The sequence below is a fragment of the Ensifer soli genome (assembly GCF_041928815.1).
Classification (GTDB): Bacteria; Pseudomonadota; Alphaproteobacteria; order Rhizobiales; family Rhizobiaceae; genus JBHFEI01.
Genome location: NZ_JBHFEI010000008.1, coordinates 105440 through 130923, shown reverse-complemented (window position 1 = coordinate 130923; position 25484 = coordinate 105440). Strand labels below are relative to the sequence as shown.

Sequence of the window (25484 nt, the reverse complement as noted above, 5' to 3'; positions counted from 1 at the left end):
CGGTTCACCGGTCGGGGCATGCCCGCCCCGTCGATCACGCGGCCTCGAAGGCGAAGGTGCAGCCCGGCGGCTGGGTGGCGTCGCCGTGGAGGCTCGGATTGTAGCGGTAGAGCGTCGAGCAGTAGGAGCAGACCTTTTCCGAATCGGACCCCATGTCGATGAAGATGTGCGGGTGATCGAAGGGAATCGACGCGCCGGTGCACATGAATTCCTTCACGCCGATCTCGATGACCCGGTATCCGTTGTCGTTCTGGAAATGGGGAATGCTGTGCCCGGCCATGGATCGCTCCGCTTGCGCTCTTCTTCTGTCATTGCTTGACATGCGGCGGCACCATAAAAGGCTTTATCCGAAATGTGTAGCGTCAAAGATGTCGCTGTGCCGGCTTGACGACGGACCCGCGCCGACAGCGCGGGGAGAGAAAGACGAAGGACACCGCCGCCGATGGACCTCACGCCGCCCCCCCAGTCGCGGTTCCTCTCCGAGGGGCTGGAGATCGCCTATTTCGATGCCGGCGATCCGGACGGCCCGCCCGTGCTGCTGATGCACGGCTTTGCCTCGACCGCCCGGGTCAACTGGGTGTATCCCGGCTGGCTGAAGACGCTCGGCGACGCCGGCTACCGGGTGATCGCCTTCGACCATCGCGGCCACGGCGAAAGCGCCAAGCCGCATGAGGCGGACCTCTACCGGCCGGAGGCGATGGCGCGCGACGGGCTGGCGCTGCTCGACCACCTGAATGTCGCGCGCGCCCATGTCATGGGCTATTCGATGGGCGCGCGCGTCGCCGCCTTTCTCGCCCTTGCCGCGCCCGGGCGCGTCGGCGCGCTGATCCTCGGCGGGCTCGGCATCGGCATCGTCGAAGGGGTGGGCGACTGGGACCCGATCGCCGACGCGCTCCTCGCCCCGTCGATCGACACGGTCACCCATGCGCGCGGGCGCATGTTCCGCGCCTTTGCCGACCAGACGAAAAGCGACCGGGAGGCGCTCGCCGCCTGCATCTCGACCTCGCGCACGCTTCTGACGCGCGAGGCCGTGTCGCAGCTTTCGGTGCCGGTGCTGATCGGCGTCGGAACGAAGGACGACATCGCCGGTTCGGCTGCGCAACTGGCGGCGCTGATCCCGGATGCGACCGCCCTCGACATCCCCGGACGCGACCATATGCTGGCGGTCGGCGACAAGGTGTTCAAGGCGGCGGTGCTGGCATTCCTTAAGCGCCACCCCCTCTGTTGACGCCTGGCGGAAGTTTCAGGGGGGCGGCCGCGTCATCGCTGCGTCACCCATTGGTGTCATCGAACAAATGTCCTATAATTCGCGGCCGGCAGAGGAAACCATTCCGCTTCCGCGGACCCGCAAGAAGGAGAGCGGCCATGGTCGCCAAGACAGACATGCGCCCGGGCGAGATCGTCAAGACGATCGATCCGATCTGGGATGCGCTGCGGCAGGAGGCGGCGCTCGCCGCCGAGCGGGAGCCGGTGCTCGCCACCTTTTTCTATGCGACGGTGCTGAACCAGGCCTCGCTCGAGGAAAGCGTCATCCACCGGATCAGCGAGCGCCTCGATCACGCCGACGTCAGCGCGAGCGTCATCCGCCAGGCCTTCCTCGACCTGCGCGACGAGATGCCGGAATGGGGAAAGATCCTGCGCGTCGACATCCAGGCCTTCTACGACCGGGATCCGGCCTGCATCCGCTTCCTCGAGCCGGTGCTCTACTTCAAGGGTTTCCACGCCATCCAGACCCATCGCCTCGCCCACTGGCTGCTTGGCCACGGGCGCCGTGATTTCGCGCTCTACCTGCAGAGCCGCGCATCGAGCGTGTTCCAGACGGACATCAATCCGGCGGCGCGCATCGGCATGGGCATCTTCCTCGACCACGCGACCGGGCTCGTCGTCGGCGAGACCGCCGCGATCGGCGACAACGTCTCCATCCTGCACGGCGTCACGCTCGGCGGGACCGGCAAGGAGGGCAGCGACCGCCATCCGAAGATTGGCAACGGCGTGCTGATCGGCGCCGGCGCAAAGATCCTCGGCAACATCCATATCGGCCATTGCTCGCGCGTTGCCGCCGGCTCCGTCGTGCTGAAGCCGGTGCCGCCGAAGACGACGGTCGCGGGCGTGCCGGCGAAGGTGGTCGGCGAGGCGGGATGCTCCGAGCCGTCGCGCTCGATGGACCAGCTCCTGGCGCCCTACGAAATCTGACGGGCCGCGGCGCGCGCATGGCTCCCCGACCGGCCGGGGTTTACACCGGGCGGATCGCCATGCAAGAAGCGGCCCGCATCAACAGACGACGGAGACAGCGACCGTGAAGCCCGACGAAATCAAGAAGCTCGAAGCCTATTTCAAGCGCACGCTGAACCAGCAGATCGTGGTGAAGGCCCGGCCGCGCAAGGACGAATCGGCGGAGGTCTATCTCGGCGACGAATTCCTCGGCGTCATCTTCAAGGACCAGGAGGACGGCGAGCTGTCCTACAATTTCTCGATGGCGATCCTCGACATCGACCTTTGATCCGCGCTTTCCTTGATGAAGGTCAAACGCCCGACTCAATCGGGCGCTAGTTTCTCCCGGTACGCGCCAGGGCGCTGAGGGTGGCCCGCCCCGCCACGGAGCCGTTCATTGTGCAATGCAACATGACACTTGACAAATTTGTGCATCGCACATAAATTGCGTCGTAGAAACCAAGACGGGAGAAATGCCATGTTCAATTTCGAAGACAGCACCAAGAAGAGCAAGGAAGCCGTCGACGCGGCCCTGAAGAGCTATTCCACGCTCACCCGCGGCTTCCAGGCGATCGCCACGGAAGCCGCCGACTACTCTAAGAAGTCCTTCGAGGACAGCCTGTCCCATTTCGACCGGCTGACCAAGGTCAAGAGCGTCGAGGCCGCGTTCGAGCTGCAGACGGCCTATGTCAAGTCGGCCTATGAGGGCTATGTCGCCCAGGCGACCAAGGTCGGCGAAATGTATGCCGATCTCGCCAAGGAAGCCTACAGGCCCTACGAGGCGCCGGTCGCCAAGGCGACGGCCGTGGTGAAGTCGGCGGCGACCGCAGCGGCGGCGTAAGCCCGACGCCATCCTGGCGAACGATCATCGAAACCGGCCGCGGCTCGTCCCGGCCGGTTTTTTGTTTGCCGTCGTCCGGCCCGCTCGAATTTGCGATCAAATCACGCCTGATCATGCGAATATGATTGCAGTGCGGCGGAAGGGTCTTAAAATCGGTCGACAAACCACTAGATGTGGACAGACACGCAACGACCGCAGAAGGATGCCGGCCCGGGCCGGCGGCGCAAGGGAATTCAGACGAAATGATCGCCAAGCCGGTCACGATGCAGGACAAGGATCAGGACGGGGAGGGCCCCGGGCGCGGGACCTCCGTGATCACGCGCACCCAGCCGAAGACGAAGAAGCCGAGCCTCTACCGCGTTCTCCTCCTCAACGACGACTACACGCCGATGGAGTTCGTCATCCACATTCTCGAACGCTTCTTCCAGAAAGACCGGGAGGCGGCGACCCATATCATGCTCCACGTCCACAATCACGGCGTGGGGGAGTGCGGCGTCTTCACCTATGAGGTCGCCGAGACGAAAGTCACCCAGGTGATGGACTTCGCCCGCCAGCACCAGCATCCTCTGCAATGCGTCATGGAAAAGAAATGAGGAACGAACGTGCCAACATTTTCGCCCAGTCTTGAAAAGGCGCTGCACCAGGCTCTGACGTTTGCGAACGAGCGCCACCACGAATACGCGACGCTCGAGCACCTGCTGCTGGCGCTGATCGACGATGCCGACGCATCGGCAGTCATGGGCGCGTGCAATGTCAATCTCGACGTGCTGCGGAAGACGGTGTCCGACTACGTCGACAACGAACTCTCCAACCTCGTCACCGGATACGACGAGGATTCGAAGCCGACCGCCGGTTTCCAGCGCGTCATCCAACGCGCCGTCATCCACGTCCAGTCCTCGGGCCGCGAGGAGGTGACGGGTGCCAACGTGCTCGTCGCGATCTTCGCCGAGCGCGAAAGCCACGCCGCCTATTTCCTGCAGGAGCAGGAGATGACGCGCTACGACGCGGTCAACTTCATCTCGCACGGCATCGGCAAGCGGCCGGGCGCCTCCGAGACGCGCCCCGTGCGCGGCGCCGAGGAGTCCGAGGCCGAGCAAAAGCCGCAGCGGGAGCAGGAAGAAGGCAGCGCCAAGAAACCGCAGGATGCGCTGACCGCCTATTGCGTCAACCTCAACGAGAAGGCCAAGGTCGGCAAGATCGATCCGCTGATCGGGCGCCATGCCGAGGTCAACCGGACGATCCAGATCCTCTGCCGGCGCTCGAAGAACAATCCGCTCTATGTCGGCGATCCCGGCGTCGGCAAGACGGCGATCGCCGAGGGTCTCGCCAAGCGCATCGTCGAGGGCAAGGTGCCCGAGGCGCTCGCCAACGCGACGATCTTCTCGCTCGACATGGGCACGCTGCTCGCCGGCACCCGCTATCGCGGCGACTTCGAGGAGCGGCTGAAGCAGGTCGTCAAGGAACTCGAGGACTATCCAGGCGCCGTGCTCTTCATCGACGAGATCCACACCGTCATCGGTGCGGGAGCGACGTCGGGTGGCGCGATGGATGCCTCGAACCTCCTGAAGCCTGCGCTCTCTTCCGGCGCGATCCGCTGCATCGGCTCGACGACCTACAAGGAATACCGCCAGTTCTTCGAGAAGGACCGGGCGCTCGTCCGCCGCTTCCAGAAGATCGACGTGACGGAGCCGTCCATCGACGACGCGATCGAGATCATGAAGGGTCTGAAGCCTTATTTCGAGGACTACCACAAGCTGAAATACTCGAACGACGCGATCAAGGCGGCGGTCGAGCTCTCGGCCCGCTACATCAGCGACCGCAAGCTGCCGGACAAGGCGATCGACGTGATCGACGAGACCGGTGCCGCGCAGATGCTGCTGCCTGTCGGCAAGCGCCGCAAGACGATCACCGAGAAGGAGATCGAGGCGACGATCGCGACCATGGCACGCATCCCGCCGAAGACCGTCTCCAAGGACGACGAGGCGGTGCTCGCCAATCTGGAGCGAGAACTGCGCTCGGTGGTCTACGGACAGGATCTGGCGATCGAGGCGCTGGCCTCGGCGATCAAGCTGGCGCGGGCGGGCCTTCGCGAGCCGAACAAGCCGATCGGCTGCTATGTCTTCTCCGGTCCGACCGGTGTCGGCAAGACCGAGGTCGCCAAGCAGCTCGCGAGCTCGCTCGGCGTCGAGCTGCTGCGCTTCGACATGTCGGAATATATGGAGCGGCACACGGTGTCGCGCCTGCTCGGTGCCCCTCCCGGCTATGTCGGCTTCGACCAGGGCGGGCTTTTGACCGATGGCGTCGACCAGCACCCGCATTGCGTTCTGCTGCTCGACGAGATCGAGAAGGCCCATCCGGACCTGTTCAACATCCTGCTGCAGGTGATGGACCACGGCTCGCTGACCGACCACAACGGCAAAAAGATCGACTTCCGCAACGTCATCCTGATCATGACGACCAATGCGGGCGCATCCGACATGGCCAAGGCCGCGATCGGCTTCGGCTCCTCGAAGCGCGAGGGCGACGACGTCGAGGCGATCAACCGGCTGTTCACGCCGGAATTCCGCAACCGCCTCGATGCGGTGATCCCGTTCGGTTCGCTGCCGACGCCGGTCATCCACCAAGTCGTGCAGAAGTTCGTCATGCAGCTCGAGACGCAGCTCGCCGAGCGCAGCGTCACCTTCGACCTCGATCCGGCGGCGATCGCCTGGCTCGCGGAGAAGGGCTATGACGAGAAGATGGGCGCGCGGCCGCTGGCGCGCGTCATCCAGGAGAACATCAAGAAGCCGCTCGCGGAAGAAATCCTCTTCGGCAAGCTGAAGAAGGGCGGCGTCGTCCGGGTGGCGATCGGCGAGAAGGCGGACGGCAAGGAGGGCATCGTGCTTTCCTTCGTTCCCGAAACCGTGCCGATCAAGCCGAAGGCGGAAATCGTGCGCCCGCCGCGCAAGTCGTCCAAGGCGAAGCCCGTGAAGGAGGCCGAGGTGATCGGCGCCGAGACGGGATCGCCGAAGGGGGGCGAAGACGGCGCTTCTGATGCCGCTGCACCGCGCAAGGGCAAGACCGTGCCGAAGGTGCCGCGCAAGAAGGCCTGACCGCCTCCGTCCTCGATCGGGCATGACGACGCCGCGCCGGAATACCGGAGCGGCGTCGCTTTATGCCGGACCGGCAACCCATCCGCGACAATGGATCCCGTCGGCAATCCTCCGTCTCCGCACCCGGCCTCAAGGCTGCCACTCGCCCCTGTCGCAGCGTCTCCCCGCAATCCTGTATCGCAGTCCGCCGGATCCGGCCGTGCGCGTTTGTACGCATGTCTTCCCGATACACCGCTGCGGATCCTGCAAGGCGTGCTGTCGAGGAGTCCGAAATTCGCGACGCGTCGACAGACGTCGCCCGGATCTGCGCTTTTGCGCATGACGTCATGACAAAAGCGCTGCATGCTTTTGCGCGACATGCTGTAGGTTAAGACAGGTTGCGAAGCCGTTGAATCGATTCCCTCATCATGCGCGGGACCGGTTGGAAGGCGGCCCGCCGCCGTCTTTGTCCCCGTTCGCCGCCTCTGGCGAAGGGGCCAGCCGAAGTCCGATGAGGCCCGCCGTCGTGAAAGACGATCCTGCGTCCTGCCGTGTTCGATCTGCGGACTCCTTCCCGGGGACGGTAGCAGCGCCGGGCGGGAACAAAGGGCGCCGTTTCATGCGGCCGCCCGGAGGCCGACGGTGACGGGCGCCGGCGCGGAAGGCACGGGTCTCTCGTGGTTCCTCAGGGGCGTGCGCGGCATCGCCAGCCTGCCCGCGATCATCCTGATGCTCTCCTTCGTCGGCTTCGGTGCCTTCGCCTCCGAGGCGGGGGTGACGATGGGGCAGGCGGTGTTCATGATCGGCAGCGTCTGGGCGCTTCCGTCCAAGGTGATCCTGATCGGCTCCGTCATGGCCGGCGGCAATCTTGCGGCGACCTTCATCGCCGTGACGCTTTCCGCCGTCCGGCTGATGCCGATGGTGGCGGCGCTTGTTCCCGAGATCCGCACGGAGCGCACGCCGACCTGGCTGCTGCTCCTCGTCTCGCACCTCATCGCCATCACCGCCTGGGTCTTCGCCATGGAACGGGTGCGCGACGTGCCGCGTGAACACAGGGTCAGCTTTTTCGCCGGCTTCGGCACCACGCTGGTGCTGGTCAACATGGTCCTCGTGGCCCTGGTCTACAATCTCGTCTCCGCCTTCCCGCCGATCGTCGCCGGCTGCCTGTTCTTCCTGACGCCGGTCTATTTCCTCGCCTCAATCTGGACCTCGGCCCGCCATCCGGTCATCCATGTCGCGCTGGCGGTCGGTCTTGTCGCCGGGCCGGTCTTCTACCTGCTGGCGCCGGAATTCGACATCCTGCTCGCCGGGTTGATCGGCGGCACGGCGGCCTGGGCGATCGAGCGCGCGTGGCGAAGGCGCCGGGAGGCCCGCACATGATCTGGCAGGACGGCTGGTGGGCCTATGGTTTCATCGCCATAGCCGGATGGCTCGCGACCGATCTCTGGCGCTGGCTGGGGGTGATTGCCGGCAACAGGCTCAGGGAGGATTCCGAGGCGCTGAACTGGGTGAGAGCGGTGGCGACGGCCCTCGTCGCGGCGGTCGTCGCCAAGCTGATCCTCTATCCGACCGGCACGCTGGAAACCTCGCCGCTGTGGCTGCGGCTCGGCGCGGTTGCGGTCGGTGCCACGGCCTTCTTCCTCTTCGGCCGCCGGCCCGCGATCGGCATCGCCTCTGCGATCGCGAGCCTCGCCGCCGGGCTTTATGTGCTCGGTTCCTAACCCATTTCCAGCCGAAGCGGGATCGCTTCGGCGTCGGACAATGCGATAAAAAGAAGGATTTAGAGCATTTCCAGCCGAACCGGGATCGCTTCGGCATCGGATACTGCGGCAAGGACAAAAGGAGAGAGCCCGTTCGGTGAACCGGTCGTCACCGAACGTGCTCTCAATGAAGAACCGGATTCATTTTGCCAGCATTTTGAGGCAAACGACGGAAAGGACTCCGTTTTCCGCGTTCAGCCGGCAAGTGCCGCGCGGTATTTCTCCGCATTGGCCGCAAGCACGGCGCCGTCCTCCATCGCGCCGGAATGGGCCTTCATCGGTGCGCCCTCGACGCGCGGAATCACATGGAAATGCAGGTGGAAGACCGACTGGCCGGCCGGCGCCTCGTTGAACTGCATCACCGTGACACCGTCGGCGTCGAAGGCCTCCATCGCCGCATTCGCCACTGTCTGCACGGCCGCGACCAGCGCCGGCAGCGTCGCGGGATCCGCGTCGAGCAGGTTGCGGCTCGCCGCCTTCGGGATCACCAGCGCATGGCCGTTCGCCTGCGGCATCACGTCCATGAAGGCCAGAACCTCGTCCGTCTCGTAGATCCGGTGGCAGGGGATCTCGCCACGAAGGATCTTCGCGAAAATATTGCCGCTGTCATAGGCCATGGAAAGAACCCTCTCTGTCTTCATGCGGAGCCGACGCGGGATCGCCCCCGGCCGGAAACGTCTCAATCCTCGTCCTGTCGCGGCCCCTTGCGGAAGGGGGCATGCTCCAGGAGGATGTCGCCCATCGCCTCGACGTCACGCCGCTCACGGTCCAGATAGGCCTCGACGGCGCGGGCAAGGCCCGGATGGGTGATGTGGTGGGCGGAGTGGGTGGTGACCGGCAGGTAGCCGCGCGCCAGCTTGTGTTCCCCTTGCGCGCCCGCTTCCACCCGCTTCAGCCCGCGCGCGATGGCGAAGTCGATCGCCTGATGGTAGCAGACCTCGAAATGCAGGAAGGGATGATCCTCGATCGCTCCCCAGTGCCGGCCGTAGAGCGCGTCGCCGCCGATGAAGTTGATGGCGCCGGCGACGTAGCGTCCGTCGCGCTTTGCCATGACCAGCAGGATGTCGTCGGCCATGCGCTCGCCGATCAGCGAATAGAAGCGCCGGGTCAGGTAGGGACGGCCCCATTTGCGGCTGCCCGTATCCATGTAGAAGGCGAAGAACTGGTCCCAGATCTCCTCGGTGAGGTCGCGGCCGGTCAGCCAGTCGATGGTGATGCCGGCGTCGAGCGCGGCGCGCCGCTCCTTCTTCAGCGCCTTGCGCTTGCGCGATGCGAGCGTCTCGAGGAAGTCGTCATGGCTGCGATAGCCGTCGTTGACGAAATGGAACTGCTGGTCGGTGCGGTGGAAGAAGCCGTGCCCGGCGAGGCTTTCCACCTCGTCTTCCGGCGCGAAGGTCACATGGACGGAGGAGAGCCTGTGCCGGCGGGCCAGTTCCTTGAGGCCACCGGCCAGCGCGGCGCGGGCGCTTTCGGCGTCGACGTCAGGGCTCCGGAGCAGGCGCGGACCGGTTGCCGGCGTGAAGGGCACGCAGCATTGCAGCTTCGGATAGTAGCGCCCGCCCGCCCGCTCCAGCGCATCGGCCCAGCCATGGTCGAAGACGTATTCGCCCTGGCTGTGCGTCTTGACGTAGCAGGGTACGGCGCCGAGGAGCCGGCCCGCCGCATCCTCCATCAGGAGGTGCTGACCGAGCCAGCCGGTTTCGGCCGTCGCCGATCCCGAATCTTCGAGCGACGAGAGAAAGGCGTGCGAGATGAAGGGATTGTAGGGCGTTGCGGAATCGTTTCGCGAGGTGCCGTTGAGCCCGCCCCATCGTTCCGCGCCGATGGCGGAGACGTGCGTCTCGACGCGCAGGGTGATCTCGCCGGCCATGCTCACGCGATCAGGCTTTCGGGGCGATCGAGGCTCTCGCGGGGATCGAATCCCTCGAAGGTGATCTGGTCGGCATTTGCGTAGCTGTGTGCCATCGCCGCCCGGTCCCGCACCGTCCAGGTGATGATCTTCATGCCGCGCGCCCGTGCCGCCTCGACGAAACCGTTCGGCAGGTCGCCATAGTAGAACGACATGAAATCAAGGCCGAAGGCCATGGCCTTCTCATGCTGCGCGACCTGCTCGGGTCGTGCGCCCTCCGCCGTCAGTCCGAGCGGCAGCGTCGTGCCGAGCGCGCGCAGGTCCTTGAGCAGCCAAGGGTCGAAGCTCATCAGCGCGACGGGGCCGGAATAATCCTCCAGCGCTTCGAGCACGGCGGCGGCAAAACCTTCGTCGTCGCCTTCGCGGCCCTTCAGTTCCAGCACGATCGGCACCCGGCCGCGGACGAGGCGCAGCAGCGCGCCGAGCGTCGGCACCCTGTCCGCCGTCCCGCCGACCGCGAGCATGCCGAGCTCGCCCGCGGTCTTCTCGCGCACGTCGCCCTCCACGCCGCAGAGCCGCTTCAACCCGTCGTCATGGAAGACGACGGGGACGCTGTCGGCGGCGTAGTGCAGGTCGCATTCGATGGCGAAGCCGGCTTCGGCCGCGCGGGAAAACGCCGAAAGCGTGTTTTCCCAAACGGTCCGGTTCATGTCGTGATAGCCGCGATGGGCGATCGGCTGGGCGGTGAGCCAGGAAAGATCCGTCATGGCCGGTCCGCTCAGGCGATCTCGATCACCGCGTCGATCTCGACGGCGGCGTTGAAGGGCAGGGCGGCCATGCCGACGGCGGCGCGCGCATGCACGCCCTTGTCGCCGAGCACCGTGGCGATCAGGTTCGAGGCGCCGTTGATGACGAGGTGCTGTTCGATGAAGCGCGGGCTCGAGGCGACGAAGCCGTTGAGCTTGACCACGCGGACGATGCGGCCGAGATCGCCGCCGAGCGCGGCCTTGGCCTGGGCGAGGATGTTGATCGCGCAGAGCTCGGCGGCACGCTGGCCTTGCGCGACGTCGACGCCGTCGCCGAGATGGCCGGTGACGGCGACCTTGCCGTTTTCGATCGGCAGTTGCCCGGACACGTAGAGCATCGCGCCGCTGATCACGGTCGGCACGTAGTTCGCCGCCGGCGCGGCCGCGACGGGCAGGGTGATGCCGAGCTCCTGAAGGCGTGCCTCGATCTCTGCTGACATGGTCGTCTCCCGCTCGGTTGTCTTTTGGGTCCAAATCCGGCATGCAGGCGGGCATGCCCTCAAGGTGCGGCCGTCGTTTCGCTGGTTTCGCCTCGACGCCGCCGCAGTTGCTCATATAGCATCATGCGGCAAATCCAACAGGAGGAAACGGATGTTTCGCCGTCGCCCGATCGTCGCCATCCTCGCCCTGGCTCCCTTCGTTTCCGCTCTGACGGGGGCGGCGGGCGCGGCCACAACCGGCCTGCTCGTGCCGCATCGCGCCGTCTACGATCTGGAGCTCAAGGACGCCTCCGAGCGCTCCGGCATCGCCGGCATGTATGGTCGCATGGTCTACGAATTCAACGGCTCGCCCTGCGAGGGCTATACCGTCTCCTTCCGTTTCGTCACCCAGGTCGACAATGGCGAGGGCGTGCGCCTCAGCGACCAGCAGACGACGACCTACGAGGATCTGAAGGGCCGCAACTTCCGCTTCCTCACCCGCACCTTCACCGACGAGGCGCTGGACAAGGAGGTACGCGGCTCCGCCCATGACGGACCGGACGGCGTCAAGGTCGATCTGAGCGCGCCGGAAAAGCGCGAGGTCAGCCTCGCCGACGGCCTGTTCCCGACCGCGCACATGATGGCGGTCATCGACCGGGCGAAGAAGGGCGAGCGATTCTTCGAGCAGCGCATCTTCGACGGGTCGGATGCCGGCGACAAGACGCTTCTGACGACGACGACGATCGGCGCGCGCACCGCGCCGAAGGGGGACGATGCAGAAGCGAGCAAGGCCGACGAACTGGCGACCGCCGCCTACTGGCCGGTGACGATCGCCTATTTCGACGACAAGAGCAGCGGCGATTCCCTGCCGATCTACCGCATGACCTTCAAGCTTTACGAGAACGGTGTCACGCGCGACCTGACGATGGACTATGGCGATTTCGTCCTCTCCGGCCGGTTGACCGATCTGGAACTCTTCAAGCAGGAAAGCTGCGAATAGCGACGCTCATTCCCGAAAATACGCGCGAAAATCCCGCCCAGGCCTTGATTTCATCGGGTCAAGCGGGTATGGCGCCCGCATTCCACACGTAAGGCTTGGGGCATTGCGGGAGACATCCGCTCTGTTCCGCCCGGTGGCGCGGTCTCGGTCGCGCTGTTCGCCTTGCGGAGGTTCAACCGGAAAAGGAGAAAAAGGCATGGCATTGCCTGATTTCAGCATGCGCCAGCTTCTGGAAGCCGGCGTTCACTTCGGCCACCAGACCCATCGCTGGAACCCGAAGATGAAGCCCTACATCTTCGGTGAGCGCTCCAACGTTCACATCATCGACCTCGCCCAGACCGTTCCGCTGTTAAGCCGCGCGCTTCAGCAGGTCAGCGACACGGTCTCGCGTGGCGGTCGCGTTCTCTTCGTCGGCACCAAGCGCCAGGCCTCGGAGATCATCGCCGACGCCGCCAAGCGTTCGGCCCAGTATTACGTCAACGCCCGCTGGCTCGGCGGCATGATGACCAACTGGAAGACGATCTCCAATTCGATCCAGCGCCTGCGCAAGCTCGACGAGATCCTCGCTTCGGACGCCTCGGGCTATTCGAAGAAGGAGCGCCTGAACCTCGAGCGCGAGCGCGAGAAGCTGAACCGCGCCCTCGGCGGCATCCGCGACATGGGCGGCACGCCGGACCTGATGTTCATCATCGACACCAACAAGGAATCGATCGCCATCGATGAAGCCAAGCGCCTGGGCATCCCGGTCGTCGCCATCATCGATTCGAACTGCGATCCGGACCAGATCGACTACCCGATCCCTGGCAATGACGACGCCTCGCGCGCCATCGCCCTTTACTGCGACCTGATCGCGCGCGCCGCCCTCGACGGCATCGCCCGCCAGCAGGGCGCGTCCGGCCGCGACCTCGGCGCCTCCGCCGATGTCGAACTGCTGGAGCCGGCCCTCGACGAGAGCGCCGACGCCTGATCGGGCATGCCGGGGAAGGCGGACGCCGGTCCGCCCCTCGTGCGCCCCGCCGGGATGCATGCGAGGCCGTTTGCATGTCTGTGAACGGCCTTCGCGGTTTCTGGGCGAGGCGAAAATGCGAGGCAGGCCCTTGGGGCCGCGCTTCATGACGGTGTTACATTCAGGGACCATTCCCTGCCCCCAAGGCGCCGGCAGGCGCGCCGGCCAGACCGGCTGCACACCGGCCCAAAATCGAAGAGGCGAGAAGATGAGCGTTACCGCTGCAATGGTGAAGGAACTGCGCGACAAGACCGGCGCAGGCATGATGGACTGCAAGAAGGCGCTGGCCGAGACCAATGGCGACATCGAGGCGGCCATCGACTGGCTGCGCGCCAAGGGCATCGCCAAGGCCGACAAGAAGTCCGGCCGCACCGCCGCCGAGGGCCTGATTGGCATCGCCTCGGCCGGCACCAAGGCGGTCGTCGTCGAGATCAACTCGGAAACCGACTTCGTCGCCCGCAACGACGCCTTCCAGGACCTCGTCCGCGGCGTTGCCGCCGTCGCGCTTAACACCGACGGCACGGTTGCCGGCATCGGTGCCGCCAGCTATCCGGCGACCAGCACCACCGTCGGCGAGGCGGTTACCGCCGCCGTCGCCACGATCGGCGAGAACCTGACGCTGCGCCGCGCCGCACTGCTTTCGGTCGAGGACGGCGTCGTCGCGACCTATGTCCACAATGCCGTCGCCGACGGCCTCGGCAAGCTCGGCGTGCTCGTCGCTCTGTCGTCGACCGGCAACAAGGAGGCGCTGACCGCCATCGGCCGCCAGGTCGCCATGCACATCGCCGCCACCAACCCGCTCGCCATCCGCTCGAGCGAGGTCGACCCGGCCGTCGCCGAGCGCGAGCGCAACGTCTTCATCGAGCAGTCGCGCGCCTCCGGCAAGCCGGACAACATCATCGAGAAGATGGTCGACGGCCGCATGCGCAAGTTCTTCGAGGAGGTCGCCCTTCTGTCGCAGGCCTTCGTCATCAATCCGGACCTGACCGTCGAGGCCGCCGTCAAGGCCGCCGAGAAGGAGGTCGGCGCGCCGATCGAGATCACCGGCATGGCCCGCCTGCTGGTCGGCGAGGGCGTCGAGAAGGAAGAGACCGACTTCGCGGCGGAAGTCGCCGCCGTCGCCAAGGGCTGATTTCTTCATCCTTTCCGATGAAAAGCCGAAGGGCATCGCGTGACAACGCGGTGCCCTTCGTGTATCCGGCAAGCACATTCATGCGGGCGGCATGACGACGGCATGACGCATGCCGCGCGATGACGATGCGGGAGCGACGATGGCGGCAGACCCTCTCTATAAACGCGTGCTTCTGAAGGCCTCGGGCGAGGCGCTGATGGGAAGCCAGGGCTTCGGCATCGACGTCGCGGTCGCCGACCGGATCGCCGGCGACATCGCCGAGGCGCGCGCCATGGGCGTCGAGGTCGGGGTCGTCGTTGGCGGCGGCAACATCTTCCGCGGCGTCGCGGTGGCCTCGAAGGGCGGCGACCGGGTGACCGGCGACCACATGGGCATGCTTGCCACCGTCATCAACGCGCTGGCGCTCGCCACATCGCTGCGCAAGCGCGACATCGACACGGTCGTGCTCTCTGCCATCGCCATGCCGGAGATCTGCGAAAGCTTCTCGCAGCGCGCGACCCTCTACCATCTCTCGCTCGGACGCGTGGTGATCTTCGCCGGCGGGACCGGCAACCCGTTCTTCACCACCGATTCCGCCGCGGCGCTGCGCGCCGCCGAGATCGGTGCCGAGGCGATCTTCAAGGGCACGCAGGTCGACGGCATCTACTCCGCCGATCCGAAGAAGCATCCGGACGCGACGCGCTTCGACCGGCTTACCCACGGCGAGGTGCTGGAACGGGGTCTTGCCGTCATGGACGTGTCGGCCGTCGCGCTCGCGCGCGAGAATTCGATCCCGATCATCGTCTTCTCGATCCACGAGAAGGGTGGCTTCGGCGCGATCCTGAAAGGCGGCGGGCGCTCGACGATCGTCACGGACGGCTAGGATGTATTCCCGGCGGCCTGTCAGACCGCCGCAGGCAGAAAGATGGAGAGCTGAACCATGAGCGAAGGTATCGACCTCAAGGAAATCAAGCGCCGCATGGACGGCGCGATCACTGCATTCAAGAGCGATATCGCATCGCTGCGCACCGGGCGCGCCTCGGCGAACGTGCTCGACCCGGTCACCGTCGAGGCCTACGGCTCGCGCATGCCGCTCAATCAGGTCGCCAACATCTCGGTGCCCGAGCCGCGCATGCTCGCCGTATCCGTCTGGGACAAGTCGATGGTCGGCGCCGTCGACCGGGCGATTCGCGAATCGAATCTCGGCCTCAACCCGATCATCGACGGACAGAACCTGCGCATTCCGCTGCCGGAACTGAACGAGGAGCGGCGCAAGTCGCTGGTCAAGGTCGCGCACGAATATGCGGAGAAAAGCAAGGTCGCGATCCGGCATGTACGCCGTGACGGTATGGACGACCTGAAAAAGGCCGAAAAGGACGGTGCCATTGGCCAGGACGTCAGCCGCGCGCAATCCGAGCGTGTTCAGAAGATGACTGACGAAACGATTTCCGAAGTGGACCGCTTGCTGGCGGACAAGCAAAAGGAAATCATGCAGGTCTAGTCGGCAGACGCCGTCGATTCCGTCTCAAACGTGGGCCGTTCATGTCGAAAATTCAATCCAGACCCGTCCCGGCCCACGTTGCCATCATCATGGATGGAAATGGCCGCTGGGCCAATGCCCGCGGCCTGCCGCGGACCATGGGCCACCGCAAGGGTGTCGAGGCGGTGCGCGAGGCGGTCCGCACCGCGGGCGGCGCGGGCGTGCGCTACCTGACGCTCTTCGCGTTTTCCTCCGAGAACTGGCGCCGGCCGGAGGAGGAGGTCTCCGACCTCATGGGTCTCCTCAAGATGTTCATCCGGCGCGATCTCGCGGACCTTCACCGGGAGAACGTGCGCATCCGGGTGATCGGCGACCGCGACGGGCTGCGCTCCGACATCCTGCCGCTTCTGGTCGAGGCGGAGGAGACGACCTGGAACAATACGGGCATCACCCTCGTGATCGCCTTCAACTACGGTGCGCGCGACGAGATGGCGCGTGCCGTCCGGGCACTCGCGATCGATGTCGCCAACGGGCGGCTGCGGCCGGAGGAGATCACGCCCGCCTGCATTTCGGCGCGGCTCGACACGGCCGGCATCCCGGATCCCGACCTCATCCTTCGCACCAGCGGCGAGGAACGGCTGTCGAACTTTCTGCTGTGGCAGGGTGCCTATTCCGAGCTGATGTTCGTGCCGGAACTCTGGCCGGATTTCACCCGCGACGTCTTTCTGTCGGCGCTGGAGCGCTATGCGGCGCGCGAACGTCGCTTCGGCGGGCTGTCGCCACAGCCGCGCGCCGTCGCCGGTTCCTGATGCGCAGTGAACTGAAGCTGAGGATCCTGTCGGGCATCGTCATGGCGGCGGTGACGCTCGCGGCCACCTGGTCCGGAGGTCTGGCGTTCCGGGTGCTCTCGGTCCTGATCGGTCTTCTTGTCTTCTACGAATGGACGACGATCACCGGTCTTGCAACGCGGGACCGGATCGGCACCTTCCTCGGATGGGCCGCCATGGCGCTTGCATCCGTCGCCATCCTGACGGGGGCAGACCGCATCGCCGGCGGCGTGATCGGTATCGCCGTTCTTTCCACCGCTCTTGCATCGCTCGTCCTGCCGAACGGCAGCCGCTGGCTCGCCGGCGGGCTTGCCTATGCCGGGCTTGCCAGCCTGTCGCTGGCGGTGATCCGCGGCGATGACGCCGCCGGGCTGATCGCGATGGTCTTCGTCTTCGCGGTCGTCTGGTCGACCGACATCCTTGCCTTCTTCGTCGGCCGCGCCATCGGCGGGCCGAAGCTCGCGCCGCGCATTTCGCCGGGCAAGACCTGGTCGGGCGCAATCGGCGGTGCGATCGCGGCGGTCGCGATCGCGACGCTGGTCGTCGGCAGCGTCGTTCCGCTCGACGGCATCCGCCTGCCGCTCGTCGCCCTCGTGCTGTCCGTTCTCAGCCAGTGCGGCGACCTTTTCGAATCGCACATCAAGCGCCGCTTCGGCGTCAAGGACTCCGGCCGGCTCATTCCCGGTCACGGAGGCGTGATGGACCGGGCGGACGGGTTAATTTTCGCTTGCGTTGCCGCGCTCTTCTTGGTCTTGCTTGTCACCATGACGGGCGGGGCAACTGGGGCGAGCGCCGGGGCCCTGCTGCTCGGGCTTTGAGCCGGAGATCCGCGCGCTGCCGGTCCTGCGGCTGCAGGCGCGCGTTCCGGCGGGAACAAGGATAGACGATGGCCTATATCACGGATCTGTTCCAGTTCATCACTGGCTACATCATCCCCTTCCTGCTCGTGCTGACGCTGATCGTGTTCGTCCACGAAATGGGCCATTATCTTGCCGGCCGCTGGTCGGGCATCCGCATCACCGCCTTTTCGATCGGCTTCGGCCCGGAGCTTCTCGGCTTCAACGACCGCCACGGCACGCGGTGGAAGATCAGCGCCATTCCGCTCGGCGGCTATGTCAAGTTCTACGGCGACGAGGACGCGGCAAGCCGGCCGGATTATGAAGCGCTGGCGCGGCTTGCGCCCGGCGACCGAGACCGCACCTTCCTCGGCGCCACCCTCTGGAAGCGCGCGGTGACCGTCGCCGCCGGTCCGATCGCCAATTTCCTACTGGCGATCGCGATCTTCGCGGTGATCTTCTCGATCTACGGCCGGCAGGTCGCCGATCCGGTGGTCGCGGAGCTGAAGCCCGGAAGCGCGGCCGCGAAGGCCGGGGTGCTGCCCGGCGACCGGCTCGTCTCGATCGACGGAACGACGGTGACGACCTTCGACGACGTGCGCCGCTATGTCAGCGTCCGTCCGGAGCAGCCGATCACCATCGGCATCGAGCGTGGCGGCGAATTCCTCGACCTGACCATGGTGCCGGAGCGCACCGAGCTCACCGACGAGTTCGGCAACAAGATGGAAGTCGGCCTCATCGGCATCGTCACGAATCAGGAGGCCGGCAACTTCCGCGTCATCGAATACGGCCCCGTCGAGGCGGTCGGGCAGGGCGCGCTGCAGAGCTGGCACATCGTCACGGGCACGTTCAACTATCTGTGGAACCTCGTCACCGGCCACATGAAGGCCGACCAGCTCGGCGGCCCGATCCGGGTGGCGCAGGCCTCGGGCCAGATGGCGACGCTCGGTGTCGCCGCCGTCCTCCAGCTCGCCGCCGTCCTCTCGGTCTCGATCGGGCTCCTCAACCTGATGCCGGTGCCCGTTCTCGACGGTGGCCATCTCGTCTTCTACGCGGTCGAGGCGATCCGTGGAAAACCGGTGGGTCCGCGCACGCAGGACATTGCATTCCGCATCGGTTTCGCCATGGTCCTGATGCTGATGGTCTTTGCCACCTGGAACGACATCAGCATGCTGGCAGGCTGAGGGACGTCGCTTCGCCGCTATGGGCGACTTGACGGGGATGCGGGAATCAAGCCCTTGGTTCGAAAGGATTTGTTCAGCATAACGCAAGCCCGTAGTGTCCATAAGGACACGGTTCCAATTGAAGTAAACAGAAATTAACCCCCTCCCTTGCTTGTATGGGAAAAGCGGTTAAAACGGCAAACAGTGACCGGAGTCGGTTTCGAGTGCGCTGCGGGACATTGGAAAAAGGTAAGAAGTGAACATGAAAGCTGGTTCGAGGTTTTTGAACGCGGTGTCGGCGTTTGCGCTGTCGACCGGGCTTGTCGTTACCGGTGCCGGTGTCGCGACCATCGCGGGAACGTCGATTGCCGAAGCGGCGGTTGTCCGTAACATCGAGGTTCGTGGTGCAACCCGCGTCAGTCCGGAAACCGTGCGCGCCAACATCACGATCGTGCCGGGCAAGGCGTTCAGCAATACCGACATCGACGCATCCGTGAAGCGGCTGTTCTCAACCGGCTATTTCTCCGACGTCAACATTACCGTATCCGGCGGGACGCTCGTCGTCCGCGTCAGCGAGAACCAGCTCGTCAATCAGGTCGTCTTCAACGGCAACCGCAAGATCAAGGACGACAAGCTGCAGGCGGCCGTCCGCACGCAGCCGCTCGGCCCCTACAGCGAAACGACGATCGAGAGCGACATCCAGGCGATCAAGGCCGCCTATGCCGCGATCGGCCGCAGCGACATCACGGTGACGACGCAGACGGCCCCGGTCGCCGAAGGCCGCGTCAACCTCGCCTTCGTCATCAACGAGGGCGAGCGCACGAAGATCGCGCAGATCGATTTCGTCGGCAACAGCGCCTACAGCGACGGCCGGCTCCAGTCGGTGATCGCCACCAAGGAATCCGGCCTCTTCTCCTTCATCACCCGCAAGGACGTCTACAATCCGGACAAGCTTCGGGCCGACGAGGAGCTGCTGCGCCAGTTCTACTACAATCGCGGCTACGCGGATTTCCGAGTTGTATCCTCCGACGCGACGCTCGATCCGTCCACCAACGAATATACGATCACCATCACCGTCGAGGAGGGCGATCGTTATGATTTCGGCCCCGTCACGGTGGAATCGACCGTCGAGGGCGTCAGCTCCGACGACCTGAAGGGGCTCGTCGCCAGCCGCGAGGGCAATATCTACAAGGCGAAGGACGTCCAGCAGACGATCAGCGAGATTTCGCGTCGCGTCGCATCGCAGGGCTATCCCTTCGCCCGCGTCACGCCGCGCGGCAACCGCGACTTCGGCAGCCGCACGATCGCCGTCGATTATCTCGTCGATCAGGGCGAGCGTGCCTATGTCGAGCGCATCGAGATCCGCGGCAACACCCGCACGCGCGACTACGTCATCCGCCGCGAGTTCGACGTCAGCGAAGGCGATGCCTTCAACCAGGAAATGATTGCGCGCGCCAAGCGGCGCCTCGAGGCGCTCGGCTATTTCTCCGCCGTCAACATCACGACGGCCCAGGGGACGGCGGCGGACCGCGTCGTGGTCGTGGTCGACGTGCAGGACCAGTCGACCGGCGCGTTCGGCATCGGCGCGGGCTATGCGGCCGGCAGCGGCGGCGGCCTGCTGCTTGAGGCTTCGGTGGAGGAAAAGAACTTCCTCGGCCGCGGCCAGTATATCCGCGTCGCCGCGGGTCGCGGCACCGACAGCCGGACCTACAACATCTCGTTCACCGAGCCCTATTTCCTCGGTTATCGTCTGGCGGCCGGCTTCGATCTGTTCAAGAACGAGACGGATTTCGACGACGACAACTACCGCTACGAGGATCAGGGCTTCAGCCTGCGCGTCGCCGCGCCGATCACCGAGAACCTGTCGACGACGTTCCGTTACAACTTCACGCAGCTCGACTACAGCGGTGACCTTGCCGAGCTTTCGGCGCCGTATCGCCGCGTCGTCCGCGACAGCCCCTGGACGCGCTCGTCGATCTCCAACACGCTGACCTACAACTCGCTCGACGACGCGACCCTGCCGCATGAAGGCATCCTCGCCTCCGTCACCAACGAGTTCGCCGGTCTCGGCGGCACCTCGGATTTCTACAAGATCAGCGGCAAGGCGAAGTTCTACTATACGTTGAACGACGAAGCCGACCTGATCGGCTCGATCGGCGGCAGCGCCGGTCACGTTGTCAAGACGACGGGCCAGATGGAGGTCTTCGACCAGTTCCAGCTCGGCAGCAACGACATCCGCGGTTTCGAGCGCAACGGCATCGGTCCGCGCATGGCCAATGGCGATGCGCTGGGCGGCCAGACCTACTTCACCGCGTCTGCGGAGGCGACGTTCCCGCTTCCGGGCCTGCCGCGCGACACGGGTCTTCGCGGCGCGGTCTTCGCCGATGCCGGGACGCTCTACGGCAACACGGTGAACCTCTTTGGCGAAAAGGCCGAAGGTCTGGATTCCTCGTTGCGCGCCTCCGTCGGTGTCGGCCTGATCTGGGCCTCGCCCTTCGGTCCGCTGCGTGTCGACTATGCCGTGCCGATCGCGAAGGAAGACTTCGACAACGTGCAGAACTTCAAGTTCGGCATCTCCTCGACCTTCTGACGCCGGCAGTCCAGAACTGTCTGTCCCATCTGTTCTGGAGCGCCTTCATGGTGGAAGACCGGTTTTTTCCTCCGCATGGCGGAGTTTCGCTGGGTGAGCTCGCAGCCCGTATCGGCTGCGAGCTGACGGACCTTGCCTTCGAAGGGCGGATCGCGCGGTCCGTGTCGCCCGTCTACAGGGCCGGCGAGGGCGATATCGCCTACATCCTGTCGCGCAGGAATGCCGCCGAACTCGAAACGTCGCAGGCGACGGCGATCATCTGCGATGCCGAGATCGCGGCTCTCATCCCCTCCCACATCGCCGTGCTCAAGGCGCGGTATCCGCACACGGCCTTCGCGCTCGCGGGCGAGATCCTGCATCCGGCGGCGATGCGGCCGCAGCCGCTTCTGGGTCCCGGCAGCTATCCCGCCGCCGCGATCGACCCGACGGCAAGGATCGAGGCCGGCGTCGATATCGAACCCATGGCGGTGATCGGCGCGCAGGCCGAGGTCGGAGAAGGCACGCGTATCGGCGCCGGCGCGGTGATCGGGCCGGGCGTGCGCATTGGCCGCCACTGCACGATCGCGCCCGGCGCGAGCATTCTCTGCGCCTATCTCGGCAATCACGTCATCGTCCATCCGGGCGCCCGCATCGGCCAGGACGGCTTCGGCTATGCGCCGGGCCCGCGCGGCGGCATGATCAAGATCGTCCAAATCGGCCGGGTCATCCTGCAGGATCACGTCGAGATCGGCGCCAATACGACGATCGACCGCGGCACGATGGACGACACGGTCATCGGCGAGGGCACGAAGATCGACAACCTCGTGCAGATCGGCCACAACGTTCGCATCGGCCGCCATTGCGGCATCGTCGCCAATGTCGGTATCGCCGGATCGACGCGCATCGGCGACGGTGTGATGATCGGCGGCGCGGCGGCGGTCAACGGGCACATCACCATCGGCGACGGCGCCCAGATCGCCGCGATGAGCGGTGTCGCCTCGGACGTGCCGCCCGGCGAGCGCTATGGCGGCATTCCGGCCCGCCCGATGAAGGATTTCCTGCGCGACATGGCCGAGACCATCGCACGCTCGAACACGAGAAAAAAGAAGACGGGAGGCACCCCATGAGTGACGACAGCAAGGCTGCCCTGGGCGCGGCGGACATCCTGGAGATCATGAAGCTTCTGCCGCATCGCTACCCGTTCCTGCTCGTCGATCGCATCGTCGAGATCGACGGCGACACGTCGGCGATCGGCATCAAGAACGTGACCGCCAACGAGCCGCATTTCACCGGGCATTTCCCCGAGAAGCCGATCATGCCCGGCGTGCTCATTATCGAGGGCATGGCGCAGACGGCGGGCGCGATCTGCGCCCGCAAGACCGGCGATGGTACCAATCTCGTCTACTTCATGACGATCGACAATGCCCGCTTCCGCAAGCCGGTCGTGCCCGGCGACCGCATCGAATATCATGTGCAGAAGCTGAAGCAGCGCGGCAATATCTGGAAATTTCATTGTGACGCAAAAGTTGACGGGCAACTCGTCGCCGAAGCTGATATCGGCGCGATGATCGTCAATAGGGAAGACGTCGGAAGATGATTGCCGCGAGCGCCACCATCCATCCGCTTTCCGTCGTCGAGGACGGGGCGGTGATCGGCGACAACGTCCGGATCGGCCCGTTCTGCCATGTCGGGCCGAAGGTGACGCTTGGCGACGGTTGCGAGCTGATCAGCCATGTCGTGCTTCTCGGCCGGACGACGATCGGCCGCGGGGCGAAGATCTGGCCGACCGCGGTGATCGGCGGGGATTCGCAGAGCGTGCATCACAGCGCCGTCGACACGACGCTCGTCATCGGTGACAATTGCACGATCCGCGAGGGCGTGACGATGAACACCGGCACCGTCGAGCATGGCGGCGCGACGGTGATCGGCGACAACAATCTCTTCCTCGCCTGCTCCCACGTCGCCCATGACTGCCGCATCGGCAGCAATGTCATCCTCTCCAACAATGTCATGCTCGCCGGCCATGTCACGATCGGCGACCGGGCGATCCTCGGCGGGGGCTCGGCCGTGCACCAGTTCACCCGCATCGGTCGCCAGGCCTTCATCGGCGGCCTGTCGGCGGTCAGCTACGATGTCATTCCGTACGGCATGCTGAACGGCAATCCCGGCGTGCTGAGCGGCCTCAACGTCGTCGGCATGACGCGTGCCGGCATCGAGCGGCCGGTCATCCACGAGGTGCGCCGCGCCTACAGGCAAATCTTCGAGGGCGAGGGCACGGTGCGCGCCAATGCGGCGGCGATCCGCGAGGCCTATGCCGCATGCGCGCCGGTGATCGAGATCCTCGACTTCATCGCCGCCGACAGCGACCGGTCGCTGTCCTCGCCGCATCGTGGCAAGGCCTGAGGCCGTCATGCCCGCGCCGCCGTCTCTCCCCGAACGGGCGACGGGGCGGCTCTGCATCATCGCGGGCGGCGGCATGCTGCCCCATCATGTCGCGGACGCGGCGCGCCTGCAGGGAGAAGATCCCTTCATCATCGCGCTGACCGGCGAGGCCGGCGCCGATTGGGCCGGCTACGACATGCGCGTCATGGGCATCGGCGATTTTTCCGGCATCAGCGGGCTGTTCCGCCGCGAGGGCATTGACCGCGTGGTGCTGTCCGGCGGCGTCCGGCGCCGGCCGGACTGGCGCGACATCCGCCCGACGCTGAAGACGCTGGCGCGCGTGCCGGCGGTGTTGAAGACGCTGATCTCCGGCGGCGACGATGCCGTGCTCAAGATGGCGATCGACCTCATCGAGGCGAGCGGCGCGCGCGTCGTCGGCGTGCAGGAGATCGTGCCGGATCTTCTCGCGGAGGTCGGGCCGCTCGGCCAGATGGAGCCTGGCGAGGAGGCGCGGCGCGACATCGCGGCGGCAGCGGCCGCCGCCGATGCGCTCGGCGCGCTCGATGTCGGGCAGGGCGCGGTGGCGGTCGGTGGCCGGGTGGTCGCCCTGGAGGGGCCGGAGGGGACAGACGCCATGCTCGGCCGGGTGGCGGAGCTTCGCGCCTCCGGCCGTATTTCGCAACGGCGCAAGGGCGTCCTCGTCAAGCTCTGCAAGCCGCAGCAGGATCTGCGCGCCGATCTGCCCTCCGTCGGCCCCTCGACGGTCGCCGGCGCGAAGGCGGCCGGCCTTGCCGGCATCGTGATCGAGGCGGGCAGGGCGCTGGTGCTGGAGAGGGCACGGATGGCGGCGGAGGCCGATGCTGCCGGCGTCTTCATTCTCGGCGCCGAACGGCACATGCTCGGGTCGCGACCATGAGCGGCGCGCCGATCCGGCTCGCCGTCGTCGCCGGCGAGGTGTCCGGCGACCTGCTCGGCGCCGATCTGGTCGCCTCGCTGAAGAGGATGACGGACCGGCCGGTCGACCTTGTCGGCGTCGGCGGCGAGGGCCTGCAGGCGGAGGGCCTGGTGTCGCTCTTCGACTATTCTGAACTGTCGATCATGGGGCTGACGCAGGTTCTGAAGAAACTGCCGCTGCTCGTGCGGCGCATTGGCCAGACGGCCGACGCGATCATCGCCGCCCGGCCGGACCTGCTCCTGATCATCGATAGCCCCGATTTCACCCACAGGGTCGCGCGCCGGGTGCGCCGCGCGCTGCCCGGCCTTCCGGTCGTCAACTATGTCTGCCCGAGCGTCTGGGCCTGGAAGGAAGAGCGGGCGCCGCGCATGCGCGCCTATGTCGACCATGTGCTCGCCGTGCTTCCCTTCGAGCCGGCCGTGATGCAGCGGCTCGGCGGCCCGCCGACCACCTATGTCGGCCACCGCCTCGTCGTCGATCGCGATGTCGTCGCGATCCGCGAGCGGCAGCGCGAGAAGCGCCTGGCGACCGGGGCCGATGCCGCCACATGCCTCCTCGTGCCGGGCTCTCGCGGCAGCGAGGTCGAGAAACTGCTGCCGGTCTTCGGCGAGACGATGCGCGAACTGCGCGCGCGCCATTCCGGCATGCGCTTCGTCCTGCCCGCCGTGCCGCGCCAGGAGCGGCGCATCCGCGGCATCGTCGCCGGCTGGCCGGAACAGCCGGAGATTGCCGTCGGCGCCGCGGGAAAGTGGCAGGCCTTCGCCAGCGCCGATGCGGCGATCGCCGCCTCCGGCACGGTGATCCTCGAACTGGCACTCTGCCGCATTCCGACGGTCTCGACCTACAAGGTCGACTGGCTGGTCCGGCTGATGCACAGCCGCATCAAGACCTGGACCGGCGCGCTTCCGAGCCTGATCGCCGATTATCCCGTGATCCCGGAATATCTCAACGAGCAGATCCGTCCCGGCAGCCTGTCGCGCTGGGTGGAGCGGCTGACCGGCGACACGCCGGAGCGCGCGGCGATGCTCTCCGGCTTCGATGCGGTCGAGCAGGCGATGGCGACGAACGTCGCCCCGGGCGACCGGGCAGCCGGCGTCGTCCTGTCGCTGGTCGACCGCCGCTAGCCCATGTCCGGTCAGATTGGGAGCGGATCTGACGTCGGGACAATGCGCGAAAAAGGAGAGAGAGCATGTCCGGT

General features: G+C 65.9%; 27 protein-coding genes. 22 read left to right on the top strand and 5 right to left on the bottom strand.

Annotated elements, in window-relative coordinates:
• Window positions 1–34 precede the first annotated feature (34 nt).
• Entirely contained in the window at window positions 35–280 is a 246-nt protein-coding gene (locus ACEVQ6_RS13780; RefSeq protein ID WP_374889569.1) for a zinc-finger domain-containing protein, read from the bottom strand.
• A gap of 162 nt (window positions 281–442) precedes the next feature.
• Here ACEVQ6_RS13780 and ACEVQ6_RS13775 point away from each other — a divergent pair, with 162 nt between their 5' ends.
• The 8 genes from ACEVQ6_RS13775 (at window position 443) to ACEVQ6_RS13740 (ending at window position 7844) form a co-directional block, all read left to right on the top strand.
• Window positions 443–1228, top strand: a complete 786-nt coding sequence (locus tag ACEVQ6_RS13775; protein ID WP_374889568.1) for an alpha/beta fold hydrolase — start codon at window positions 443–445, stop codon at window positions 1226–1228.
• A 137-nt stretch (window positions 1229–1365) separates the two neighbouring features.
• On the top strand, window positions 1366–2193 hold the full coding sequence (cysE, locus tag ACEVQ6_RS13770) for a serine O-acetyltransferase (RefSeq protein WP_374889567.1): 828 nt from the start codon (window positions 1366–1368) through the stop codon (window positions 2191–2193).
• A gap of 103 nt (window positions 2194–2296) precedes the next feature.
• Entirely contained in the window at window positions 2297–2500 is a 204-nt protein-coding gene (locus ACEVQ6_RS13765) for a DUF3126 family protein (RefSeq protein ID WP_374889566.1), read from the top strand.
• A gap of 189 nt (window positions 2501–2689) precedes the next feature.
• Window positions 2690–3052 (top strand): phasin family protein, encoded by a 363-nt coding sequence (locus ACEVQ6_RS13760; RefSeq protein WP_374889565.1) that lies wholly within the window; start codon window positions 2690–2692, stop codon window positions 3050–3052.
• Between the two features lie 242 nt (window positions 3053–3294).
• Window positions 3295–3645, top strand: a complete 351-nt coding sequence (gene clpS, locus ACEVQ6_RS13755; RefSeq protein WP_374889564.1) for an ATP-dependent Clp protease adapter ClpS — start codon at window positions 3295–3297, stop codon at window positions 3643–3645.
• A 9-nt stretch (window positions 3646–3654) separates the two neighbouring features.
• Complete coding sequence (clpA, locus tag ACEVQ6_RS13750) at window positions 3655–6144, top strand: ATP-dependent Clp protease ATP-binding subunit ClpA (RefSeq protein ID WP_374889563.1); 2490 nt, start codon at window positions 3655–3657, stop codon at window positions 6142–6144.
• Window positions 6145–6765: 621 nt separating this feature from the next.
• Window positions 6766–7503: an AzlC family ABC transporter permease gene (locus ACEVQ6_RS13745; protein WP_374889562.1), complete on the top strand. Its 738-nt coding sequence runs from the start codon at window positions 6766–6768 to the stop codon at window positions 7501–7503.
• Window positions 7500–7844 (top strand): AzlD domain-containing protein, encoded by a 345-nt coding sequence (locus ACEVQ6_RS13740; RefSeq protein WP_374889561.1) that lies wholly within the window; start codon window positions 7500–7502, stop codon window positions 7842–7844. Before ACEVQ6_RS13745 ends, ACEVQ6_RS13740 begins: the two co-directional genes overlap by 4 nt.
• Window positions 7845–8077: 233 nt before the next feature.
• Here the strand turns inward: ACEVQ6_RS13740 and ACEVQ6_RS13735 are convergent, their stop codons facing one another.
• From ACEVQ6_RS13735 to ACEVQ6_RS13720, 4 genes are all read right to left on the bottom strand, one after another.
• A complete protein-coding gene (locus ACEVQ6_RS13735; protein WP_374889560.1) occupies window positions 8078–8500 on the bottom strand; it encodes an HIT family protein in 423 nt (140 codons plus the stop codon).
• A gap of 62 nt (window positions 8501–8562) precedes the next feature.
• Window positions 8563–9753: a GNAT family N-acetyltransferase gene (locus ACEVQ6_RS13730; RefSeq protein WP_374889732.1), complete on the bottom strand. Its 1191-nt coding sequence runs from the start codon at window positions 9751–9753 to the stop codon at window positions 8563–8565.
• Window positions 9754–9755: 2 nt separating this feature from the next.
• Complete coding sequence (locus ACEVQ6_RS13725) at window positions 9756–10499, bottom strand: glycerophosphodiester phosphodiesterase (RefSeq protein WP_374889559.1); 744 nt, start codon at window positions 10497–10499, stop codon at window positions 9756–9758.
• A gap of 11 nt (window positions 10500–10510) precedes the next feature.
• Window positions 10511–10978, bottom strand: coding sequence for a RidA family protein (locus ACEVQ6_RS13720; protein ID WP_374889558.1), 468 nt, complete (start codon window positions 10976–10978; stop codon window positions 10511–10513).
• A gap of 151 nt (window positions 10979–11129) precedes the next feature.
• Between ACEVQ6_RS13720 and ACEVQ6_RS13715 the strand changes: the two genes are divergently transcribed.
• The 14 genes from ACEVQ6_RS13715 (at window position 11130) to lpxB (ending at window position 25410) form a co-directional block, all read left to right on the top strand.
• Entirely contained in the window at window positions 11130–11957 is an 828-nt protein-coding gene (locus ACEVQ6_RS13715; RefSeq protein ID WP_374889557.1) for a cell envelope integrity EipB family protein, read from the top strand.
• 196 nt (window positions 11958–12153) lie between these two features.
• A complete protein-coding gene (rpsB, locus tag ACEVQ6_RS13710; RefSeq protein ID WP_374889556.1) occupies window positions 12154–12924 on the top strand; it encodes a 30S ribosomal protein S2 in 771 nt (256 codons plus the stop codon).
• 247 nt (window positions 12925–13171) lie between these two features.
• Entirely contained in the window at window positions 13172–14095 is a 924-nt protein-coding gene (gene tsf, locus ACEVQ6_RS13705) for a translation elongation factor Ts (RefSeq protein WP_374889555.1), read from the top strand.
• Window positions 14096–14234: 139 nt separating this feature from the next.
• Entirely contained in the window at window positions 14235–14957 is a 723-nt protein-coding gene (gene pyrH, locus ACEVQ6_RS13700) for a UMP kinase (protein ID WP_374889554.1), read from the top strand.
• 57 nt (window positions 14958–15014) lie between these two features.
• Window positions 15015–15575 (top strand): ribosome recycling factor, encoded by a 561-nt coding sequence (gene frr, locus ACEVQ6_RS13695; RefSeq protein WP_374889553.1) that lies wholly within the window; start codon window positions 15015–15017, stop codon window positions 15573–15575.
• A 41-nt stretch (window positions 15576–15616) separates the two neighbouring features.
• The gene (locus ACEVQ6_RS13690; RefSeq protein ID WP_374889552.1) at window positions 15617–16363 is read left to right on the top strand and encodes an isoprenyl transferase; all 747 of its coding nucleotides are present in this window, start codon (window positions 15617–15619) and stop codon (window positions 16361–16363) included.
• A complete protein-coding gene (locus tag ACEVQ6_RS13685; protein ID WP_374889551.1) occupies window positions 16363–17199 on the top strand; it encodes a phosphatidate cytidylyltransferase in 837 nt (278 codons plus the stop codon). The genes ACEVQ6_RS13690 and ACEVQ6_RS13685 overlap by 1 nt, the downstream gene beginning before the upstream one ends.
• Before the next feature lie 68 nt (window positions 17200–17267).
• Entirely contained in the window at window positions 17268–18401 is a 1134-nt protein-coding gene (gene rseP / locus ACEVQ6_RS13680) for an RIP metalloprotease RseP (RefSeq protein ID WP_374889550.1), read from the top strand.
• Window positions 18402–18642: 241 nt separating this feature from the next.
• Entirely contained in the window at window positions 18643–20970 is a 2328-nt protein-coding gene (gene bamA / locus ACEVQ6_RS13675; protein ID WP_374889549.1) for an outer membrane protein assembly factor BamA, read from the top strand.
• A gap of 47 nt (window positions 20971–21017) precedes the next feature.
• Window positions 21018–22076: a UDP-3-O-(3-hydroxymyristoyl)glucosamine N-acyltransferase gene (gene lpxD / locus ACEVQ6_RS13670; protein WP_374889548.1), complete on the top strand. Its 1059-nt coding sequence runs from the start codon at window positions 21018–21020 to the stop codon at window positions 22074–22076.
• Window positions 22073–22546 (top strand): 3-hydroxyacyl-ACP dehydratase FabZ, encoded by a 474-nt coding sequence (fabZ, locus tag ACEVQ6_RS13665; RefSeq protein WP_374889547.1) that lies wholly within the window; start codon window positions 22073–22075, stop codon window positions 22544–22546. Before lpxD ends, fabZ begins: the two co-directional genes overlap by 4 nt.
• Window positions 22543–23352, top strand: coding sequence for an acyl-ACP--UDP-N-acetylglucosamine O-acyltransferase (gene lpxA / locus ACEVQ6_RS13660; RefSeq protein ID WP_374889546.1), 810 nt, complete (start codon window positions 22543–22545; stop codon window positions 23350–23352). Before fabZ ends, lpxA begins: the two co-directional genes overlap by 4 nt.
• Window positions 23353–23359: 7 nt before the next feature.
• Complete coding sequence (locus ACEVQ6_RS13655; RefSeq protein WP_374889545.1) at window positions 23360–24247, top strand: LpxI family protein; 888 nt, start codon at window positions 23360–23362, stop codon at window positions 24245–24247.
• Window positions 24244–25410 carry a lipid-A-disaccharide synthase gene (gene lpxB, locus ACEVQ6_RS13650; protein ID WP_374889544.1) on the top strand — a complete coding sequence of 389 codons (1167 nt, stop codon included), beginning with the start codon at window positions 24244–24246 and terminating at the stop codon, window positions 25408–25410. Before ACEVQ6_RS13655 ends, lpxB begins: the two co-directional genes overlap by 4 nt.
• Window positions 25411–25484 lie beyond the last annotated feature (74 nt).